General features: G+C 71.2%; 19 protein-coding genes. 8 read left to right on the forward strand and 11 right to left on the reverse strand.

All coding sequences use genetic code 11. The features are described 5' to 3' along the window. Positions 1-193: 193 nt before the first annotated feature. Positions 194-1264 (forward strand): SIS domain-containing protein, encoded by a 1071-nt coding sequence (locus tag ACWGKT_RS08145; RefSeq protein ID WP_453272946.1) that lies wholly within the window; start codon positions 194-196, stop codon positions 1262-1264. 388 nt (positions 1265-1652) lie between these two features. Then, a complete protein-coding gene (locus ACWGKT_RS08150) occupies positions 1653-3119 on the forward strand; it encodes a sensor histidine kinase (protein WP_356142272.1) in 1467 nt (488 codons plus the stop codon). A gap of 222 nt (positions 3120-3341) precedes the next feature. Here ACWGKT_RS08150 and ACWGKT_RS08155 read toward each other — a convergent pair whose 3' ends face one another. Continuing rightward, positions 3342-3599 (reverse strand): WhiB family transcriptional regulator, encoded by a 258-nt coding sequence (locus ACWGKT_RS08155; protein WP_016639615.1) that lies wholly within the window; start codon positions 3597-3599, stop codon positions 3342-3344. A gap of 319 nt (positions 3600-3918) precedes the next feature. Next, the gene (locus tag ACWGKT_RS08160) at positions 3919-4887 is read right to left on the reverse strand and encodes a diacylglycerol/lipid kinase family protein (protein WP_453272947.1); all 969 of its coding nucleotides are present in this window, start codon (positions 4885-4887) and stop codon (positions 3919-3921) included. A gap of 116 nt (positions 4888-5003) precedes the next feature. Between ACWGKT_RS08160 and ACWGKT_RS08165 the strand changes: the two genes are divergently transcribed. Continuing rightward, positions 5004-5465 (forward strand): hypothetical protein, encoded by a 462-nt coding sequence (locus tag ACWGKT_RS08165; RefSeq protein WP_453272948.1) that lies wholly within the window; start codon positions 5004-5006, stop codon positions 5463-5465. 94 nt (positions 5466-5559) lie between these two features. Here the strand turns inward: ACWGKT_RS08165 and ACWGKT_RS08170 are convergent, their stop codons facing one another. From ACWGKT_RS08170 to ACWGKT_RS08180, 3 genes are all read right to left on the reverse strand, one after another. Continuing rightward, positions 5560-6696, reverse strand: a complete 1137-nt coding sequence (locus ACWGKT_RS08170; protein ID WP_356142201.1) for an RNA polymerase sigma factor SigF — start codon at positions 6694-6696, stop codon at positions 5560-5562. A 17-nt stretch (positions 6697-6713) separates the two neighbouring features. Beyond that, the gene (locus ACWGKT_RS08175; RefSeq protein WP_161069408.1) at positions 6714-7127 is read right to left on the reverse strand and encodes an ATP-binding protein; all 414 of its coding nucleotides are present in this window, start codon (positions 7125-7127) and stop codon (positions 6714-6716) included. A 261-nt stretch (positions 7128-7388) separates the two neighbouring features. Beyond that, positions 7389-7649, reverse strand: coding sequence for a UBP-type zinc finger domain-containing protein (locus ACWGKT_RS08180; RefSeq protein ID WP_453272949.1), 261 nt, complete (start codon positions 7647-7649; stop codon positions 7389-7391). Positions 7650-7714: 65 nt separating this feature from the next. Here ACWGKT_RS08180 and ACWGKT_RS08185 point away from each other — a divergent pair, with 65 nt between their 5' ends. Beyond that, positions 7715-9310 carry a Na+/H+ antiporter gene (locus tag ACWGKT_RS08185; RefSeq protein ID WP_453272950.1) on the forward strand — a complete coding sequence of 532 codons (1596 nt, stop codon included), beginning with the start codon at positions 7715-7717 and terminating at the stop codon, positions 9308-9310. On the opposite strand, the gene ACWGKT_RS08190 is transcribed toward ACWGKT_RS08185, so the two are convergent. Together ACWGKT_RS08190 and ACWGKT_RS08195 are read right to left on the reverse strand one after the other, a co-directional pair. Beyond that, a complete protein-coding gene (locus ACWGKT_RS08190) occupies positions 9307-10233 on the reverse strand; it encodes a 1-aminocyclopropane-1-carboxylate deaminase/D-cysteine desulfhydrase (RefSeq protein WP_453272951.1) in 927 nt (308 codons plus the stop codon). The two genes, ACWGKT_RS08185 and ACWGKT_RS08190, sit on opposite strands and share 4 nt — an antisense overlap. A gap of 13 nt (positions 10234-10246) precedes the next feature. Beyond that, positions 10247-10837, reverse strand: a complete 591-nt coding sequence (locus ACWGKT_RS08195; RefSeq protein WP_356142193.1) for an N-acetylmuramoyl-L-alanine amidase — start codon at positions 10835-10837, stop codon at positions 10247-10249. Positions 10838-11142: 305 nt separating this feature from the next. Between ACWGKT_RS08195 and ACWGKT_RS08200 the strand changes: the two genes are divergently transcribed. Next, entirely contained in the window at positions 11143-12549 is a 1407-nt protein-coding gene (locus tag ACWGKT_RS08200) for a family 2B encapsulin nanocompartment shell protein (protein ID WP_453272952.1), read from the forward strand. Between the two features lie 230 nt (positions 12550-12779). Here ACWGKT_RS08200 and ACWGKT_RS08205 read toward each other — a convergent pair whose 3' ends face one another. Beyond that, a complete protein-coding gene (locus tag ACWGKT_RS08205; protein WP_453272953.1) occupies positions 12780-13370 on the reverse strand; it encodes a TetR/AcrR family transcriptional regulator in 591 nt (196 codons plus the stop codon). Positions 13371-13502: 132 nt separating this feature from the next. On the opposite strand from ACWGKT_RS08205, the gene ACWGKT_RS08210 reads away from it, so the two are divergent. Genes ACWGKT_RS08210 through ACWGKT_RS08220 form a run of 3 tightly spaced genes read left to right on the forward strand, consistent with a single transcriptional unit; the run spans position 13503 to position 14736 of the window. Further along, positions 13503-14087, forward strand: a complete 585-nt coding sequence (locus tag ACWGKT_RS08210; RefSeq protein WP_453272954.1) for a dihydrofolate reductase family protein — start codon at positions 13503-13505, stop codon at positions 14085-14087. A gap of 26 nt (positions 14088-14113) precedes the next feature. Continuing rightward, positions 14114-14347, forward strand: a complete 234-nt coding sequence (locus ACWGKT_RS08215) for a hypothetical protein (protein WP_356142185.1) — start codon at positions 14114-14116, stop codon at positions 14345-14347. A gap of 53 nt (positions 14348-14400) precedes the next feature. Beyond that, on the forward strand, positions 14401-14736 hold the full coding sequence (locus ACWGKT_RS08220; protein ID WP_356142183.1) for a DUF952 domain-containing protein: 336 nt from the start codon (positions 14401-14403) through the stop codon (positions 14734-14736). 43 nt (positions 14737-14779) lie between these two features. On the opposite strand, the gene ACWGKT_RS08225 is transcribed toward ACWGKT_RS08220, so the two are convergent. The 3 genes from ACWGKT_RS08225 to ACWGKT_RS08235 are packed head-to-tail and all read right to left on the reverse strand — an operon-like array spanning position 14780 to position 17928. Further along, positions 14780-15196, reverse strand: a complete 417-nt coding sequence (locus ACWGKT_RS08225) for a VOC family protein (RefSeq protein WP_453272955.1) — start codon at positions 15194-15196, stop codon at positions 14780-14782. Positions 15197-15233: 37 nt separating this feature from the next. Further along, positions 15234-16616, reverse strand: coding sequence for a Clp protease N-terminal domain-containing protein (locus ACWGKT_RS08230; protein ID WP_453272956.1), 1383 nt, complete (start codon positions 16614-16616; stop codon positions 15234-15236). Continuing rightward, a complete protein-coding gene (locus ACWGKT_RS08235; protein WP_453272957.1) occupies positions 16609-17928 on the reverse strand; it encodes a caspase, EACC1-associated type in 1320 nt (439 codons plus the stop codon). Before ACWGKT_RS08235 ends, ACWGKT_RS08230 begins: the two co-directional genes overlap by 8 nt. Position 17929: the final 1 nt, after the last annotated feature.

A 17929-nucleotide genomic window follows, 5' to 3' on the forward strand; every position in this document is an offset into this window, starting at 1 on the left:
TTAGACCAATCTAACATCCACCCCGCACGCACGCCGCCCTTGTTCGGGGAGTGGAATGGGATCCGTCAGCGCCCCGTCTCCGACCCGTCGCCACCCCGTCGTCGACCCGTCACCGGCCTGCCGACGACCGTCAGTGACCACCGGCGACGATCGGCGAGCCGCCAGTGACCCGCCTGCCCCGGGAGGAACCACGATGACCGCCACCACCTCGGAGTCCGCCGGCGAGCGTCCGGGCCGGATCATGGCCCGCGAGATGGCCGAACAGCCCGCCGTGCTCCGCCGGATCCTGGACGAGGGGGCCCCGGCCGTCCGGCGGGTGGCCCGGGAGATCGCCGCCCGCCGCCCCCGCTTCGTGCTGCTCACAGCCCGCGGCACCTCCGACAACGCGGCCCTCTACGCCAAGTACCTGCTGGAAATCCGCCTCGGCCTGCCCTGCGGCCTCACGTCCATGTCGACCACCACGGCCTACGGCGCCCGCCCCGACCTGACCGACGTGCTCGTCATCACCGTCAGCCAGTCCGGCGGCTCCCCGGACCTGGTCGCCTCCACCCGCGCCGCCCGCGAGGCCGGCGCGATCACCCTCGCCGTGACCAACAGCGCCGACTCCCCGCTGGCCGGCGTCTCCGAGTACCACATCGACATCCTGGCCGGTCCCGAGCGGGCCCTGCCCGCCACCAAGACCTACACGGCCTCGCTCCTCGCGCTCTACCTCTGCGTCGAGGGCCTGCGCGGCGGTGACGGCGCCGCCGCGAAGGTGCTGCCCGACCTCGCCGAGCAGCTGCTCGCCCGGCACGCCGAGGTGCGCGCCCTGGCCGCCCGCTACCGCTTCGCCGAGCGCATGGTCGTCACCTCGCGCGGCTACGGCTACCCCACGGCCAAGGAGGCCGCCCTCAAGCTGATGGAGACCAGCTACATCCCCGCCCTGTCCTACTCCGGCGCCGACCTCCTGCACGGCCCCCTCGCCATGGTCGACAACGTCTCCCCGGTCATCGCGGTCGTCACCGACGGCAAGGGCGGCGAGGCCCTCCGGCCCGTCCTCGACCGGTTGCGCGGCCGGGGCGCCGACCTGGTCGTCGTCGGACCCGCTCACCAGGTCGAGCAGGCCTCGGCCGGCTTCGTCCTGCCCACCGACGGGGTCGCCGAGGAGCTCCAGCCGGTCCTGGAGATCATCCCCCTCCAGCTGCTCGCCTACGAGGTCACCATCGCCCGCGGTCAGGACCCGGACGCCCCCCGCGCCCTGGCCAAGGTGACGCAGACCCGCTGAGCGGACACCCCGCGAGCCGAAAAGAATCGGTGGCGGTGGCGGAAATTGCCATCATGATCCGACCCCGTTCGTAACCCGGGCGGGCTAGGCTGCGGATCGCCAAGTGTGAACATCCTCCAACACGTGGACACACCCCATGGTCTAGTCCACAATGCGAGAGGACGACTTCCGTCTTCCCCGCACAGGAAGGCGGACCGAGGACCCGGTGCTCTCTGCCCTGACTGCCCCGGTTCCTCACCATTCGGCCGGTCGGGACCGCACACCCCGCGGCCGAAACTGCTCCGGGCTGCGGTGCCGGGAGGGTTGAGGGTCCCTCCCAGGCGCCGCGGCCCGCGGGTGTTTTTCGGCCATCCACATCTGCCCGGGTACGCTCGCACACGTGCCCTCCATGAACGAACTCGTACGCCAGCACACCGCTCTGAGCGACTCCGACCTGGAGTGGCTGCATCTGCTGGTCTCGGAGTGGCAGCTGCTCTCCGACCTCTCCTTCGCCGACCTGGTCCTGTGGGTCCCCACCCGCGACGGCACGCGGTACGTCTCGGTCGCCCAGATGCGGCCCAACACCGGCCCCACCTCCTACCAGGACGACATGGTCGGCCACCTCGTCCCGCGCGGCCGGCGCCCCATGCTGGACGCCGCTCTCGACGAGGGCCGGATTGTGCGCGAGGGCGACCCGGAGTGGCGCGAGGAGGTCCCCGTACGGGTCGAGTCGATCCCCGTGCGGCGTGAGGGGCGCGTCCTCGGCGTCATCGCCCGCAACACCAACCTGCTCACCGTCCGGACCCCGAGCCGCCTGGAGCTGACCTACCTCCAGAGCGCCTCCGACCTGGCGCAGATGATCGCGGCCGGCTCCTTCCCGTTCCCCGATCAGCAGGTCGACATGGACGCCTCGCCGCGCGTCGGCGACGGCCTGATCCGGCTCGACGCGGACGGCACCGTCCAGTACGCCTCGCCGAACGCCCTGTCCGCCTACCACCGCCTCGGCCTCGCCTCCGACCTGGTCGGCCACCATCTGGGCACGACCACCGCCGAACTCGCCCCGACCCGGGGGCCGGTGGACGAGGCGCTGGCCAAGGTCGCCAGCGGCTGGGCGCCCCGCGAGTTCGAGATCGAAGGGAACGACGGGGTCATCCAGTTCCGGGCCATCCCGCTCAAGCCCAAGGGAACCCGGATCGGCTCACTGGTGCTGCTCCGGGACGTCACCGAACTGCGGCGCCGCGAACGCGAGTTGATCACCAAGGACGCGACCATCCGGGAGATCCACCACCGGGTGAAGAACAACCTCCAGACGGTCGCCGCCCTGCTCCGCCTCCAGGCCCGGCGCATCGAGTCCGACCGGGGTCGGGAGGCCCTGGAGGAGGCCGTCCGGCGTGTCGGCTCGATCGCCATCGTGCATGAGACGCTGTCGCAAAACCTGGACGAGCGCGTGGAGTTCGACGAGATCGCCGACCGTGTGCTCGCGATGGTCGCCGAGATCTCGCCGGGCAAGGTCACCGGCCGGCGCAGCGGCCGCTTCGGGATACTCGACGCCGAGGTCGCGACCCCGCTGTCGATGGTCCTGACCGAAATCCTGCAGAACGCCCTCGAACACGGTTTCCGGGAGGGCGACACCGGCACGGTCGAGGTCGCGGCGGTCCGCGGCGGCACCACCAAGGAGGCCCGCCTCCTCGTCACCGTCCAGGACGACGGCGTCGGTCTGCCCGAGGGATTCGACCCGCAGACCGCCGGCAACCTCGGTCTGCAGATCGTACGAACCCTGGTCGAGGGCGAGTTGGGCGGAACGTTCGACATGGTCCCGGCACCCGTACGCGGAACACGGGTGATCCTGGACATTCCGGTCCGGTCGCACAAGTAGGGACATCTCCCGGCGAACACCGAGCGGACATCGAGGAGTTCGCGAGCGGAACTCGCCCGAACAGCAAAGAGCCTCGGACCTTGATCAGGTCCGAGGCCAGTGCTCGTTGCTGCTCTTCTACTGCTAAGCGCATCGGGGTACTGCGCGCTGCGGCTCGGGGGCGGGAGATGCGTACTCGCTGTACGCGCCGCCAAGCTCAGGCTGTCAGCAGGGGTGGGAGTGTCAGGCGGAAGCCTGACGAGCCCGGTTGCGGGCGGCGCGGCGCTTCATGGCGCGGCGCTCGTCCTCGCTGAGACCACCCCAGACGCCCGAGTCCTGACCGGACTCGAGCGCCCACTGCAGGCACTGCTCCATGACGGGGCAGCGACGGCAGACGGCCTTGGCTTCCTCGATCTGCAGCAGCGCAGGACCGGTGTTGCCGATGGGGAAGAAGAGCTCGGGGTCTTCCTCGCGGCAAACGGCGTTGTGACGCCAGTCCATGGCTGCTACCTCTCCTTGGTATTTACGTGCGGGTTGCTTGTGAATGTGAACGCTTTCACGAATCCCTCAACAAGTGAAGGGTCCATTGCCGGGTTCGCCGGCGTTGGCCTGGGTTTGAAGAGGGGTTCTGGTGATCAGTGGAGGCCGGTGTTGCGGGCCGTCCCGATCGCCACGTAGAGACTCGCAAACCTCAGCGGCGGATACAACCCCTTCCGGAAAGTTTTTTTTGATTCCTCGGTGTCGACTGGGTCACAGCCGTACTTCCATGGGGTGGATCCTGGCCTAAACGTTCGAGTGAAAGGACTTTCGCCCGTTCCACTCACACAATCACACGCAGTGCGCGGCGTACGCCTGTGAACGTCACGCTCGTACGCAGCCCGAGGTGGTCTCCGTCCATCTGGAGAGGCAGTGGCACCTTCGAATGCAAGGTGAACCGGTCCAGGTCGTGCAGGGAGGTGGCATGCCTGCCGTGGGGTCCACGCTCGGGGGACGAAGTGAGCAACTGGGTGCCATACCGGGCAACCGCGGCCGTGGACAGGCGGCTGAGACCGAGTACGTCGAGTCCCTTATCGAACGAGGCCTTAGGTGACGTGTACATCGGACGATTGCCGAGATACGTCCAGGGCGAGGTGTTCGAGACTATGGCGACCACAAGATCGGCGATCGGGTCCTCGCCGGGTTGTTCGAGCGTGATCGAGCCGTGCCGGCGGTGCTGCTCGCCGACGAACTGCCGGACAACCTGACGTACGTACAAGGCGTGGGTGGATTTCTTGCCGCGCTCGCGCTGCTGCTCGACCCGGCCGACGACACCGGCGTCGAAGCCGAGGCCGGCGTTGAAGGTGAACCAGCGAGCCGGCACCGCCTCGTCCTCGGTGCCGGGCGTACCGGAGGTGAGTCCGAGGCCGACGACGCGCTCGCGCTTCTCGCGCAGAGCGTCCAGCAGGGCGCCGGTCGCCTCCACGGGATCGTTGGGCAGGCCCAGCGCGCGGGCGAAGACATTGGTGGAGCCGCCGGGGACCACGGCGAGACCGGGGAGGCGCTCGGGGTCGGGGCCGTTGTGCAGCAGTCCGTTGACGACCTCGTTGACCGTGCCGTCACCGCCGAGGGCGACCACCAGGTCCACGTCGTCACTCTCCGCCGCCTGCCGGCCCAGGTCGCGCGCGTGGCCGCGGTACTCGGTGGTGACCGCCTCCAGCTTCATCTCGCTCGCCAGGGCGTGGATCAGGACGTCGCGCCTACGTGCGCTTGTGGTGGTTGCCGCCGGATTGACCACGAGAAGTGCACGCATGGATTGCAGCGTACCTACTGGGGGGTACCCGGCCCATACCGAGGTAGGGATCCGGTAAGAGATGGGGGCGTGAGCCTGGACACTCGGGCGCCCGGGGCGAGGGCTACGCTTCTGGGGTGAGCAGCGAGCAGAACCCCGTATCCGACTCCGCGCGAGCCGATGCCCCCCGTCCGCGCCGCCTGACGTACGCGGCCGCGCTGGCCGCGCTGGAGGGGCTCGCGCTGCTGGTCGGCGGCGGGTGGGTGCTCGTCCTCGGTATCACCGGTGACCCCGACGACCGGCAGCAGGCCGTCACTCTGGGCATCACGCTGATCGTCCTGGCCCTGCTCCCCCTGCTCGCCGCGCGCGGGTTGCTGCGGCGGCGTAGTTGGAGCCGGGGCCCGGCCGTGATCACCCAGATCATGGCCCTTCCCGTCGCCTACAGCCTCCTGCAGGCCGACAGCCTCGCGATCCCTGCCGGCATCGTCCTCGCCGTGGTCGCGGTCGCGTCCCTGGTCCTCCTGGTGAACCCGGCCACGACCGCGGCCCTCGGCATCCGGGGCCCGGGACGCACGGAGGCGGAGGAACCGAAGCGCTAGCCCGCGGCGCTTCGGAGCATCGGCCCGCGGCGCTTCGGAGCATCGGCCCGCGGCGCTTCGGAGCATCGGCCCGCGGCGTCTGTCGGCCGTGGGTCTACTCCTCCACCAGCAGCTTCTCCCGGAGCTGGGCCAGGGTGCGGGCCAGCAGGCGGGAGACGTGCATCTGGGAGATGCCGACCTCCTGCGCGATCTGGGACTGGGTCATGTTGCCGAAGAAGCGGAGGAGCAGGATGCGCTTCTCGCGCGGCGGGAGGTCCTCGAGGAGCGGCTTGAGGGACTCGCGGTACTCCACGCCCTCCAGCGCCTCGTCCTCGGCGCCGAGGGTGTCGGCGACCGCCGGGGACTCGTCGTCGGTGTCCGGGACGTCCAGGGACAGGGTGGAGTAGGCGTTCGCCGACTCCAGGCCCTCCAGGACCTCCTCCTCCGAGATGGCGAGCTTCTCGGCGAGTTCGTGGACGGTGGGGGAGCGCCCGTGCTGCTGGGAGAGCTCGGCCGTCGCCGTGGTCAGGGCGAGGCGCAGCTCCTGCAGACGGCGCGGGACGCGGACGGCCCAGCCCTTGTCACGGAAGTGGCGCTTGATCTCGCCGACGACCGTCGGGGTGGCGTACGTGGAGAACTCCACGCCGCGGTCCGGGTCGAACCGGTCCACCGACTTGATCAGGCCGATGGTGGCGACCTGGGTCAGGTCGTCGAGGGGTTCGCCGCGGTTGCGGAAGCGGCGCGCGAGGTGCTCGACGAGCGGCAGGTGCATGCGGACCAGCTGGTTGCGCAGCTCCGCGTACTCGGGGCTGCCGTCCTTCAGGCCGCGCAGCTCGACGAACATCGCGCGCGCTCCGCTGCGGTCCTGAGGATCGTGGTGCGTGCCCTGCGCGGCCTCCGCGCCCAGCGCGTCGTCCTCGGAGTTTCGCTCGTGCTCGCTCATCGTCCCGCCCGTCGCCCTTCGCCGAGCCGCCGCCTCCGCTCGGCCGGGGGACACGGCCCCGCCCCGTCGTGCCGGAGGCCCGCTCTGCACGCCACCTTTCCGATCCCGCTGCCCGTCGTCCGGGAAGCCGGCCTGCGCGGAGTCGTCCTCCGGGTGCGGCCGGGCCTGCTCGGGGATGGCGTCGATGCCGTCCGTCATGCGTCGGGAACCGCCCGTGGGGTTGTTCGCCAAGCTCTCGCCTCCGCTCGGGCAGGGGACGCCCCCGTCCTCGACCGGCAGCTCCCGTGTGCCGCGCTCTTCGTCCCGCACCGGTCCGTCCCCGTTCCTCACGCCGGCCCGGGTCCCGCGCCGCGCTGTTTGTAGAGGCTGATCGACACGGTCTTGTCCTCGTCGACGGCCGACGAGACCTTGCCCGCCAGGGCCGACAGCACGGTCCAGGCGAAGGTGTCGCGCGAGGGCGCGTGGCCGTCGGTCGTCGGGGCCGACACCGTGACTTCCAGCGAGTCGTCGACGAGGCGGAAGACGCAGCTCAGCACCGAGCCGGACACGGCCTGCTGGAGCAGGATCGCGCAGGCCTCGTCCACCGCGATGCGCAGATCCTCGATCTCGTCCAGGGTGAAGTCCAAGCGGGCGGCGAGACCGGCCGTGGCCGTCCGCAGCACCGACAGGTAGGCACCCGCAGCCGGCAGCCGGACTTCCACGAAGTCCTGGGTCGCGGGCTCGCCTGCGATCTGGGACACCCTCACCTCCATGGTGGTACAAGCTTTACGGGGCCGAGGGTTGCCCCCCGGGGTAACGCGATACGTGGTACAGCGGTGACGCTATCGCGCTCCGAACTTTTCTGTCCCCGGGACCCCAACCCCCTGGCGTCACTCACAGTAAACCTGTGGATACGCTCCGTGTCTAGGGGTCTGCGGTCCCAATTGGGAAGAGCGCGCGCCGGTTTGACGTACCCAGACGTCAGACCGTCGAATCGTCGCAACCGGCCGCCGCATGCAGTGTCACACGAGTACGTGGTCGACGAAGCACCACCGCCAGCTCTCACCGGGTTCGAAGGTCCGCATCACGGGATGACCGGACTGCGTGTGATGCTCCGTCGCGTGCCGTCCCTGCGAGGAGTCGCAGCAGCCGACGTGGCCACAGGACAGACACAGTCGCAGCTGCACCGGGTGCGTGCCGTTCGCGAGACATTCCGGGCAGGTCTCGTGCAGCGGCTCGGGTTCGGGGTGCGGCAGCGCGTCGGCGTGCGTGCACTGTTTCATGATTGCCAGGTTACGACGGGCGCGCGGGTGGTCGCGCGAAAGCGGAGAACGAGGGCGGGCGAGACATGGACGTGATGCCGCTGCTGTTGCTGGTGGCGGGCAGTGCGGTGGTCGCCGCGGCGGCCCGGCGCACCCCGGTGCCGGCGCCGCTGCTGCTGGTCGCGGCGGGACTGGTGGTCTCGTACGTCCCCGGAATCCCGGACTACACCCTCGACCCGGACGTCGTCCTGCCGCTCCTGCTGCCCCCGCTGCTGTACACCTCGGCCACCGACAGCTCGTACCTCGACCTGCGGGCGCAGCTGCGGCCCGTGGCGCTGCTGTCGGTCGGGTACGTCCTCTTCGCGACCTTCGTCGTCGGCTGGGCCGTCTACCGGCTCGTGCCGGGGATGCCGCTGACCGCCGCGCTGGTGCTGGGCGCGGTGGTGGCGCCGCCGGACGCGGTCGCGGCGACGGCGGTCGCCCGCCGGGTGGGGCTGCCGTCCCGCATCACGACCATCCTCCAGGGCGAGTCCCTGCTGAACGACGCCACCGCGATCACCGCCTACAAGGTGGCCCTCCTCGCCGCCCTCGGCGAGAGCGCCACCTGGGCCGGCGGCATCACCGAGTTCCTGCTCGCGGCGGTCGGCGGCGTGGGCATCGGCCTGGTCCTGATGGCCCCCATCCACTGGCTGCGCACGCACCTGAAGGAGCCGCTGCTCCAGAACACGCTCTCGCTGCTCATCCCGTTCGTGGCGTACGGCGTCGCCGAGCAGGTGCACGCCTCCGGCGTCCTCGCGGTCGTGGTCGTGGCCCTCTACCTCGGCCACCGCGCGTGGGAGGTCGACTTCGCCACCCGCCTGCAGGAGGAGGCGGTGTGGCGGATGGTCGCCTTCGTCCTGGAGTCGGCGGTGTTCGCGCTCATCGGGCTGCAGCTGCCGTTCGTCCTCAAGGGCCTCGGGGAGTACAAGGGCGCCGACGCCGCCTGGTACGCGGTGGTCCTCTTCCTGGTGGTGGTCGCGGCCCGGTTCGTCTGGGTCTATCCGGCGGCCTTCCTCCCCCGCCTGCTGTCGGCGCGGGTCAGGAAACGCGAGGAGAACCCGACCTGGAAGGGCGCGATGGTCACCGCGTGGGCCGGGATGCGCGGTGTGGTCTCGCTGGCCATCGCCTTCTCGATCCCGGTCACGACGCACGGCGGCGCCCCCTTCCCGCAGCGCAACCTGATCCTCTTCCTGACATTCACGACGGTGATCGGGACGCTGGTCGTGCAGGGCCTGACCCTGCCCCCGCTGATCCGGCTGCTGAAGTTCCCCGGACGAGACCAGCAGGCCGAGACGCTCGCGGAGGCCAACGCCCAGGCGCAGGCCTCCCGGGCCGCCGAGCAGCGCCTCGACGACCTCCTCGCCGACGAGCGCAACGCCCTGCCCCCGCCCCTCGCCGACCGCCTCCGCAGCGTCCTGGAGCGCCGCCGCAACGCCGTCTGGGAGCGGCTCGGCCAGGTCAACCCGGTCACCGGGGAGACGGTCGACGACACCTACCGCCGGCTGTCCCGCGACATGATCAGCGCCGAACGCGAGGTGTTCGTCAGGCTCCGCGACCACCGCTACATCGACGACGAGATGCTGCGCACGCTGCTGCGCCGACTGGACCTGGAGGAGGCGGCCGCGTACCGGGAGGCCACCTAGGACCGGTCCGGCGGAGGCTGCACCTGCGGGAACGGCCGGCCGGTGACCACCGCGGCGAGCGTCGTGCCGCGCGGGAAGGCGCCCTCGTCCGCGAGGGCGACAAGTCCGTACAGCAACTTGGCGACATAGAGACGTTCGACGGGCACGCCGTGCCGGTGTTCGAAGTCCTCGGCGAAGGCCTCGAGTTCGGGGGTGGTGCGGGCGTAACCGCCGAAGTGGAAGCGGTCGTCGAGGGACCAGGCGCCGCGGCGGGCGCCGAAGGCGCGCTCCTGCAGCGCCTCGACCTCGGCGGTCAGGAAACCGCCCTTGAGGACCGGTATGCCCAGGGCACGCTGCTCGGGGGCGAGCCCGGCGGCCAGCCCGGCGAGCGTGCCGCCGGTGCCACAGGCGACGGCGACGACATCGGCCCGGCCGCGCAGTTCCGCGCCCAGGGCCCGGCAGCCGCGGACCGCCTCGGCGTTGCTGCCGCCCTCCGGAACGACGTACGCGTCCTCGGCCCCGGCCGCCCGCAGGACGGCGCGCAGGGTCTCCGGTTCGGCCTTGCGGCGATACGTCGCTCTGTCGACGAAGTGCAGCCGCATGCCGTCGGCCGCGCACCGGGCCAGGGAGGGGTTCAGGGGGCGGTCGGCCAGTTCCTGGCCGCGGACCACGCCCACCGTGGGCAGGCCCAGGAGCCGGCCCGCGGCGGCCGTGGCCCGCAGGTGGTTGGAGTACGCCCCGCCGAAGGTGACCAGCCCGCGCCCCGCCGCCGCCGCTGCCTCGACGTTCGGCACCAGCTTGCGCCACTTGTTGCCGATCAGCTCCGGGTGGATCAGGTCGTCCCGCTTGAGCAGGAGCCGGACGCCGTGCCGCGCGAAATGGTCGTCGGCCGCCTCCCGCAGCGGGGAGGGCAGCCGGGGGCGGAGGTCGTCCGTACTGGTCACGCCCCCATTGTCATCACTTCAGGTGGTCGCGGACCCGCTCCCGGAGCCAGGCCATCGTGAACCCGCGCGGATCCACCTTCCCGGGCTGCCACTCCAGGTGCCCGATGACCGAGCGTTCCGTCCACCCGTGGTGCCGGCAGACGGCCGCGGCCACCTTCGCGACCGCCTCCAGCTGGGCCTCGGGCCAGGGGTCCTCGCCGTCGCCGAGGTTCTCGCACTCGAAGCCGTAGAAGTGCCGGTTGCCGTCGGTGTTCGCCTCGTTGTCGTGCGGCAGCGCCTTCTCGGCGATCACCGCGCGCAGCACGTCGTCGTCGCCCAGTCCGGCGTGGTTGGCGCGGCCGTAGCCCACGAGGTGGACCGTGCCGTCCTTGGTGATCACGCCGTGGCACAGCGGCCCCGGCAGGTCTTCGAAGCCGTCGCGGCAGATCTCCACGGTCCGTTCGCTGCCCCGGGTCACGGTGTGGTGGATCATCACGCCGTGCACGGGACCCCACGGGCCCTTGTGGTTGCGGTTGTGGTGCTGCCAGTCGCCGACCTCGACGACGCAGACGCCCTCCGCTCTCAGAGCGTCCAGAAATCCGCTCGCGGACATGGGTGAGGCCATGGATGCCTCCTTCGCGCTGTGCTCTACGGCCACCGGTCGCGGCCGCCTCGTACCGGTGCTTCTACCGAAACCGGACGTCCCGGAATACATCGTTCGCACGGTGTGCGAGCCGATCCGGACACGTGCGGACGCGCCCCGCCTCCCGCCGTCCGGTGGACAGAGTCCCTCTGTCTGCCCAGTCGTACGATGATCCATTCCCGCTCTTTCGGGTAATGGCACGAGCACGCTCCGTGATGGAAGCTGGCTCGTGAGACCGATGCGCGGCGTATACGGGCGTCGGCGTATGACCGGGAGGGCGTTTCTCTATGTCGGTAGGCGAAGAGGTCCGCGCTGAGCAGCCCAAGCCCCAGCAGAGTCTGGACACGGCGGCCGCGCGGAACCTGGCCACCACCACCAAGTCCGCACCCCAGATGCAGGAGATCAGCTCCCGCTGGCTGCTGCGGACGCTGCCCTGGGTGAACGTGCAGGGCGGCACGTACCGGGTGAACCGGCGACTGACGTACGCGGTCGGCGACGGCCGCATCACCTTCGTGAAGACCGGCGACCGCGTCGAGGTGATTCCCGCCGAGCTGGGCGAGCTGCCGGCCCTGCGGTCGTACGAGGACGGGGAGGTGCTCAAGGAGCTGGCCCAGCGCTGCCGCAAGCGGGAGTTCGGGCCGGGCCAGCTGCTCGCCTCCTTCGGTAGCCAGGCCGACGAGGTGTTCCTGCTGGCCCACGGCAGGGTCGAGAAGATCGGCACGGGTCCGTACGGAGACGACGCCGTCCTCGGTGTCCTCGCCGACGGGGCGTACTTCGGCGAGCAGGCGCTCCTCGACCCGGACGCCATCTGGGAGTACACGGCCCGCGCGGACACGGCCTGCACGGTGCTGATCCTGTCCCGCCAGGACTTCGAGCAGATCGCCGAGCGCTCGGAATCGCTCCGCGAGCATCTGCGCCGGCTCCGCGCGATCCCCGAGCAGCGCACCAACAAGTACGGGGAGAAGGCGGTCGACCTCGCGGCCGGCCACAGCGGCGAGCCGGAGATCCCGCACACCTTCGTGGACTACGAGGCCCAGCCCCGCGAGTACGAGCTGAGCATCGCCCAGACCGTACTGCGCATCCACACGCGCGTGGCCGATCTCTACAACCAGCCGATGAACCAGACCGAGCAGCAGCTCAGGCTCACGGTCGAGGCGTTGAAGGAACGCCAGGAGCACGAGCTCATCAACAACGCCGACTTCGGACTGCTGAACAACTGCGAGTACGACCAGCGGCTGCAGCCGCACGACGGCGTGCCCAGCCCGGACGACATGGACGAGCTGCTCAGCCGTCGGCGCAGCACCAAGCTGTTCCTCGCCCACCCGCGCGCGATCTCCGCGTTCGGCCGCGAGCTCAACAAGCGCGGACTCGTGCCGGAGAGCGTCGACATCGGCGGCAACCGCATCCCGACCTGGCGCGGCGTGCCGATCTACCCGTGCAACAAGATCCCGGTCACCCCGGAGCGCACGACGTCGATCATCGCGCTCCGTACGGGCGAGGAGGACCAGGGCGTCATCGGGCTGCGGCAGGCGGGCATCCCGGACGAGATCGAGCCGAGCCTGTCCGTCCGCTTCATGGGCATCAACGAACAGGCCATCATCAACTACCTGGTGACCGCCTACTACTCGGCGGCGGTGCTGGTGCCCGACGCGCTCGGCGTCCTGGAGAACGTCGAGATCGGCCGCTGGAGGTGACGTTTCCGCACTTCGCGGCCGTGTCCCCGCCCCTCGGGGCGGGTAGGTCCCCGTGGTCCGTACCGAACCCGCGGAGCGCGGCGGTGGCCGCGCCCGCGAAAGCCCCGGAGCCTCCGGGGCCGTGCGGCTCCTGACCCCGCACGGCCGTCCGGGGGCTCCGGCCCGGCGGGCCCCGCACATCCCCACGGCGTGCGGGACCCGCCGCATCGACATGAACCGCAGGGCGGGCCCTAGCTCGCCGGGACGATCCTCGCCACCATCAGCTCGACCAGGCCGTCCGGTACGTCCACCCCGGGCAGGGCCCCGTCCAGGACGCCCGGCAGCGTGAGGTGTTCCAGGATCAGCCCGAGCATGGCCAGGTAGAGCACGGCCACGGTCTCGTCGCCGCCGGGCAGTCCGGCCGCGCGGTGGAACTCCATGCCCTCGTCGAGGTCGCCGCGCAGCGACGCGGTCAGCGACTCGCGCAGCGCGGGGCGCCGGGTCGCCTCCAGACGCAGCTCCAGGAGGGCCAGGTATCCCGTGCGGTCGCGCGTCACGCGCCTCAGGATGTCGCGCATCAGGGCCGTCACCAGCGCGCGGTCCTTCGGTGCCCGCATCAGGTCGGCCAGCACCTCGGGATCGGGCGCGAGCCGCGTGTGCAGCCGGACGTCGATCTGGCGCAGCAGGTCGTCGCGCCCGGTGAAGTAGTTCGAGGCGGTGCCCACCGGCACGGCGGCCCCGGCGTCCACCGCGCGGAACGTCAGCCCGCGGGCCCCCTCGCGCGCGAGCACCTCGATCCCCGCGTCCACCAGGGCGGCCCGGCGTTCCGGATTACCGGCCATACGGAATCCCCTCTCCACTTGTCTCCCGCTCGCGATCGTCCCGGGAAATCCCTTGCGACCACTACAGGTGAAGTACTACAACTGAAGCACTACAACTGAAGTGGTCAACACAGCCTACGGAAAGGCCCCGGCTTGCGAAAGCTCACCTACTTCGTCGCCTGCTCCATCGACGGTTTCATCGGGGACCCGAGCGGTGACGCCTCGTCGATGTTCGCCTTCCTGGACGAGGAGTTCCTCGCCTATCTGACGTCGACGTACCCGGAGACCATCGCGTCCCACGGGCGGGCGCCGATGGGCATCACGGACGCCCCGCACCGGCACTTCGACACCGTCGTCCAGGGCCGCGGCAGCTATCGGATCGCCCTCGACGCGGGCATCACCAGCCCCTACGCCCACCTGCGCGAGTACGTCGCCTCCCGCACCCTCGGCGCCTCGCCCGACCCCGACGTGACCGTGATCGACGGCGATCTGGTCGCCCGTATCCGCGCCTTGAAGGCCGAGGACGGCGAACTCGGCATCTGGCTGTGCGGCGGCTCCCAGCTCGCGGGCGAACTGCTCGACGAGATCGACGAACTCGTCATCAAGACCTATCCGCAGGTGTACGGCTCGGGTATGCCGATGTTCGGCAGCGGCTTCGCCGTCACCGACTTCGCCCTGGAGTCGGTGCGCACGTTCGAGAACGGGACGCTCGTGCGGACGTACAGCAGGAAGCGCTGAACCGCCCTCCGCCCTACCCTGAGGACATGGACAGCGAAGAACACGTCTGTCCCGTTTGCGGACAGCCCGTCCACTCGGCCGTCCGCCGGCACAAGACGCTGGGCATATGGGTGCCGGAGTGGGTCCCCGGCCCCTGCCACAATCCCGACTGCGCGGCCTACGAGGGTCCCGGCCCCACCGTCGAACAACGGCACCCGGACCCGGAGTCCGCCCCCGATCCCGATCCGTCCGACCCCGCCGCGGAGGGGGCGGAGCGGTGACGGCGCGGGGCGCGCGGGTGCGGGCGGCCCCGCCGAGGCCGTAGCGTGTCCTCATGCCCGCACTGCCGAACATCCTTCACATCACCGAACGCTCGCTGTGGGACGCGGCCCGCGAGCGCGGTACGTACGAGATGTCGACCCGCGGACGCACCCTCCAGGAGGAGGGCTTCATCCACTTCTCCACCCGCGAGCAGCTGCCGCGCGTGGCGGCCTTCCTGTACGGCTCCTACGACGGCCCGGACGACCTGGTGGTCCTGGTCGTGGACCCCGAGCTGGTCGGTCTGCCGGTGAAGTACGAGGCCATGGAGCCGGGCGGCGAGGAGTTCCCGCACGTGTACGGGCCCCTCCCGGTGGACGCCGTGGTGGAAGTGGAGCACTGGGCGGCGTAACCGGGACCGCGCACGCGTCGGCGGCCTCCCGCCGCGCGAGACGTCAGTCGTCCGCGCGCTCCATGAACCGCAGCATGTTCCCGGCCGGGTCCCGGAACGCGCAGTCGCGCACGCCGTACGGCTGGTCCATCGGTTCCTGGAGCACCTCCACACCGGCCTCCTGGACCCGTGCGTAGAGGGCGTCGCAGTCGGCGGTGGTGAAGATGACCCCGCGCAGGATGCCCTTGGCGAGCAGTTCGGCCATGGCCTGCTTGTCCTTCGGGGAGGCGTCCGGGTTCGCGGCCGGCGGTTCCAGGACGATCTCCACGTCCGGCTGGAGCGGCGAGCCGACGGTCACCCAGCGCATGCCCTCCCAGCCGACGTCGTTGCGCACCTCCAGGCCGAGGACGTCCCGGTAGAAGGCCAGGGCCTTGTCGTGGTCGTCGACGGCTATGAAGCACTGCTTGAGTTTCAGATCCATGGGCTCACGCTACGGCGGTTGCCCCAGGTATGCCCCCTCAGCTCATGGACCAGATGTACGGGTCGTGTTCCGCGGGGGCGGTGACCCGGCGGGCGAAGGCAGCCGGGCGGGGGGAGGGGGCCTGGACACCGGAGGAGGCGGCCAGGGCCTGGGTGAGGTCGGCCTCGCCGACCGGAACAGGGGCCTCCTGGGATGGGTCCGACCGCGCGGCACGCATCCGCACCAGCGCTCCGGCCTCGTCGAGCAGGCCGATGGCGGAGCCGGGGAGCGCCTGGTCGGGCACGTGGTCGCGGGCGAGGTCCGCGGCGGCCGACACGGCCTCGTCGGTGAGGACGACGCCGTGGTGGACCTCCAGACGTTCGCGCACGGTGCGCAGGATGTCGCCCAGCTCGTCGGCGGGCGGTTCCTCGACGAACACCGGCTGGACGAGCCGGTCGAGGCCGGGGTCCGGGTCCCGGCGGTCGTACTCCGCGCGGCCGCAGTCGCCGAAGACGTACACCCGCGGCGCCTGGAGCAGCGGGCGGAACAGGCCGAGCGGCGTCGTCGTGCCCTCCGGCAGGTGCAGCGGGGTGAGCGCGTCGCCGAGAAACAGCACGAGGTGCGTGTCCGTCCTGACCTCGCCCAGCAGATCGGCGATCAGCGCATCGCCCCGGGCCCGGTGCCGCGGGTCCGCGAGGACGGCCCCGAGATCGAGGGCCCGTACGGTACGGCCCCGCAGCGCCGCCGGCACGCGCCCCTCGCCGATCGCCCGGGCGACACCGGCGGCCACGGCCTCCTTGCCGACGCCGGGTTCCCCGACGAGGAGGGGGACGTTGCGACGGTGGCGGGTGAGGGTGCGCACGGTCCGGTCGATCTCCGGGGCGCGGCCGATGACGTGGGGGTGGGCGAGGGAGAGGTCGCGGGTGACGGTGGCGAGGAGGCCAGGGGGTTCCGAGCCGGGGGTGTCGGTGTCGGTGCCCGTGCGTCGGCCGGCGGCGTGCGTCAGGTTGATGACCGCCTGTCGCGTCCGCGGGAGGTCCACCCCGGTCCGGCGGATGACGTCCGTCGTGGTGCTGTCCTGGCTGATCAGGGCGAGCAGGATGTGCGCCGGCTCGACGTGGTCGGCTCCGAGCAGGCGGGCCTCCTGCGGTGCCAGCTCCATCAGGACGACCCTGGTCTCCGCGGTGTACGGGAGCGTGACCTGCGGCTCGGCCGTTCCCCTGCCGAGGGCCTTCGTCACTCCTTCACGCATCCGGCCGGCCGTGATTCCCAGGGCCCACTCGATCTCCCCGAGCGTGCCGGCCTCCTTGGCCTCCTCGATCAGTCCCAGGAGGAGATGCCCCGGTCCGATGGTGCCGTGGTGGAGCGCACGGGTCTGAGCGGCCGAGAACTCCACCACTTGCCGGGCCCGCCGGCTGTACTGCTCGAAGGCATCAGCCACCCCTGGCCTCCTCCCACTCCGCCAGGTCCTCCCGTGCCCGCCGCGTGTGCGGGTGTTCCACCCCGAGCACCCGCTCCCGCTCGACCACCAACTGCCGCAGCAGGGCCAGCGCCTCGTCACGGCCGCCCGTCAGGGCCAGGTTCCGGGCGAGGACGTGCCGGGTGCGCAGGGTGTGCGGGTGTTCTGCTCCCAGGACGCGGCCGCGGTCGGCGAGCAGCACCCGCAGCATGCCGATGGCCTCCTCCCGGTGCCCTGCCTCCCCGAGGTTGACCGCGAGGAACTGGCGGGTGCGCAGGGTGTCCACGTGGTCCGGGCCGAGCAGCCGGACCTGGTCGGCGAGCAGCTGCCGGAGCAGTCCGGCGGCCTCCACCGGCGTGCCCGCGCCGCCCAGGCTGTGCGCGTACGACTGCCGGGTGCGCAGCGTGTCGCCATGGTCGGCTCCGAGAACGCGCGTCTGCTCGTCGAGGATCTTCTGAAGCCGGTCCGCCGCGCCCTTCCAGTCCCCGGCCTTGCCCTGCTCGACCGCGGCCGCGTGCCGTGCGCGCAGCTCGGGTCCGGCGGTCGCGGCGAAGGCGGGGTTGATGCCGAGGGCGATCCGGTCGGCGGTGCCGGCGCGGCGGTTGAGCGGCGTGGGCAGCCCCTCGGACTCCATGATCGCCCTGAGCCGCTGGTAGAGGTCGTCGACGGTGAGCAGTTCGGGTCCGCCGACGACGCCCTCGCGCAGCAGCCGCATGAGCCGCCCGGAGAACGCGGTGTGCTCCTCGCCGGGGAGCGCGAGGGCGACCTGGTCGCGCTGCGCCGAGGTCAGCACATAGGTGCCCGCCACCTCCAACCGCCCGATCCGCTCGGCCTCGCCGCCCCCGGCGAGGGAGTCGGACACGGCCCGCCCCGAGAAGCAGCAGTCGAGCACGACCAGTTTGGTCTCGGCGGGGCTGTCGAGGACGGCGCTGCGCAGCTTGTCGTACTCCAGGGAGTTGAACTCCGGCGCGGCCAACTCGCTGTCGGCCAGCGCCAGATAGAGGTCGTGGCGGCGCCCGCCGACCAGGCCGTGCCCGGCGTAGTACACGAGCAGCAGGTCCTCCGCCGCGGCGACGGCGGCCCGCAGCCGCGCGCCGACGGACCGCAGGTCGCCGTCGTCGAGCAGGACGGTGCAGTGGTCCTGCGGGACCAGCCCGTAGTACGGGTCGGTGAAGAGCGTGGCCAGGTCGGTGAGGGTGCGGTCGACGGCCGGGAGATCGGGCAGCGCGGGATCGGTGTAGCGGCCGGCGCCGATCAGCACGACCCGGGAGCGGCGTGGGTCGGGAAGGCGCACG

This window comes from Streptomyces sp. NPDC054794 (assembly GCF_053611585.1).

Bases quoted from the DNA above. Each gene is read 5' to 3' on its own strand.
- ACWGKT_RS08145 (WP_453272946.1), top strand. From the start codon at position 194: ATGACCGCCACCACCTCGGAGTCCGCCGGCGAGCGTCCGGGCCGGATC.
- ACWGKT_RS08150 (WP_356142272.1), top strand. From the start codon at position 1,653: ATGAACGAACTCGTACGCCAGCACACCGCTCTGAGCGACTCCGACCTG.
- ACWGKT_RS08155 (WP_016639615.1), bottom strand. From the start codon at position 3,599: ATGGACTGGCGTCACAACGCCGTTTGCCGCGAGGAAGACCCCGAGCTC.
- ACWGKT_RS08160 (WP_453272947.1), bottom strand. From the start codon at position 4,887: ATGCGTGCACTTCTCGTGGTCAATCCGGCGGCAACCACCACAAGCGCA.
- ACWGKT_RS08180 (WP_453272949.1), bottom strand. From the start codon at position 7,649: ATGAAACAGTGCACGCACGCCGACGCGCTGCCGCACCCCGAACCCGAG.
- ACWGKT_RS08185 (WP_453272950.1), top strand. From the start codon at position 7,715: ATGGACGTGATGCCGCTGCTGTTGCTGGTGGCGGGCAGTGCGGTGGTC.
- ACWGKT_RS08195 (WP_356142193.1), bottom strand. From the start codon at position 10,837: ATGGCCTCACCCATGTCCGCGAGCGGATTTCTGGACGCTCTGAGAGCG.
- ACWGKT_RS08200 (WP_453272952.1), top strand. From the start codon at position 11,143: ATGTCGGTAGGCGAAGAGGTCCGCGCTGAGCAGCCCAAGCCCCAGCAG.
- ACWGKT_RS08205 (WP_453272953.1), bottom strand. From the start codon at position 13,370: ATGGCCGGTAATCCGGAACGCCGGGCCGCCCTGGTGGACGCGGGGATC.
- ACWGKT_RS08215 (WP_356142185.1), top strand. From the start codon at position 14,114: ATGGACAGCGAAGAACACGTCTGTCCCGTTTGCGGACAGCCCGTCCAC.
- ACWGKT_RS08220 (WP_356142183.1), top strand. From the start codon at position 14,401: ATGCCCGCACTGCCGAACATCCTTCACATCACCGAACGCTCGCTGTGG.
- ACWGKT_RS08225 (WP_453272955.1), bottom strand. From the start codon at position 15,196: ATGGATCTGAAACTCAAGCAGTGCTTCATAGCCGTCGACGACCACGAC.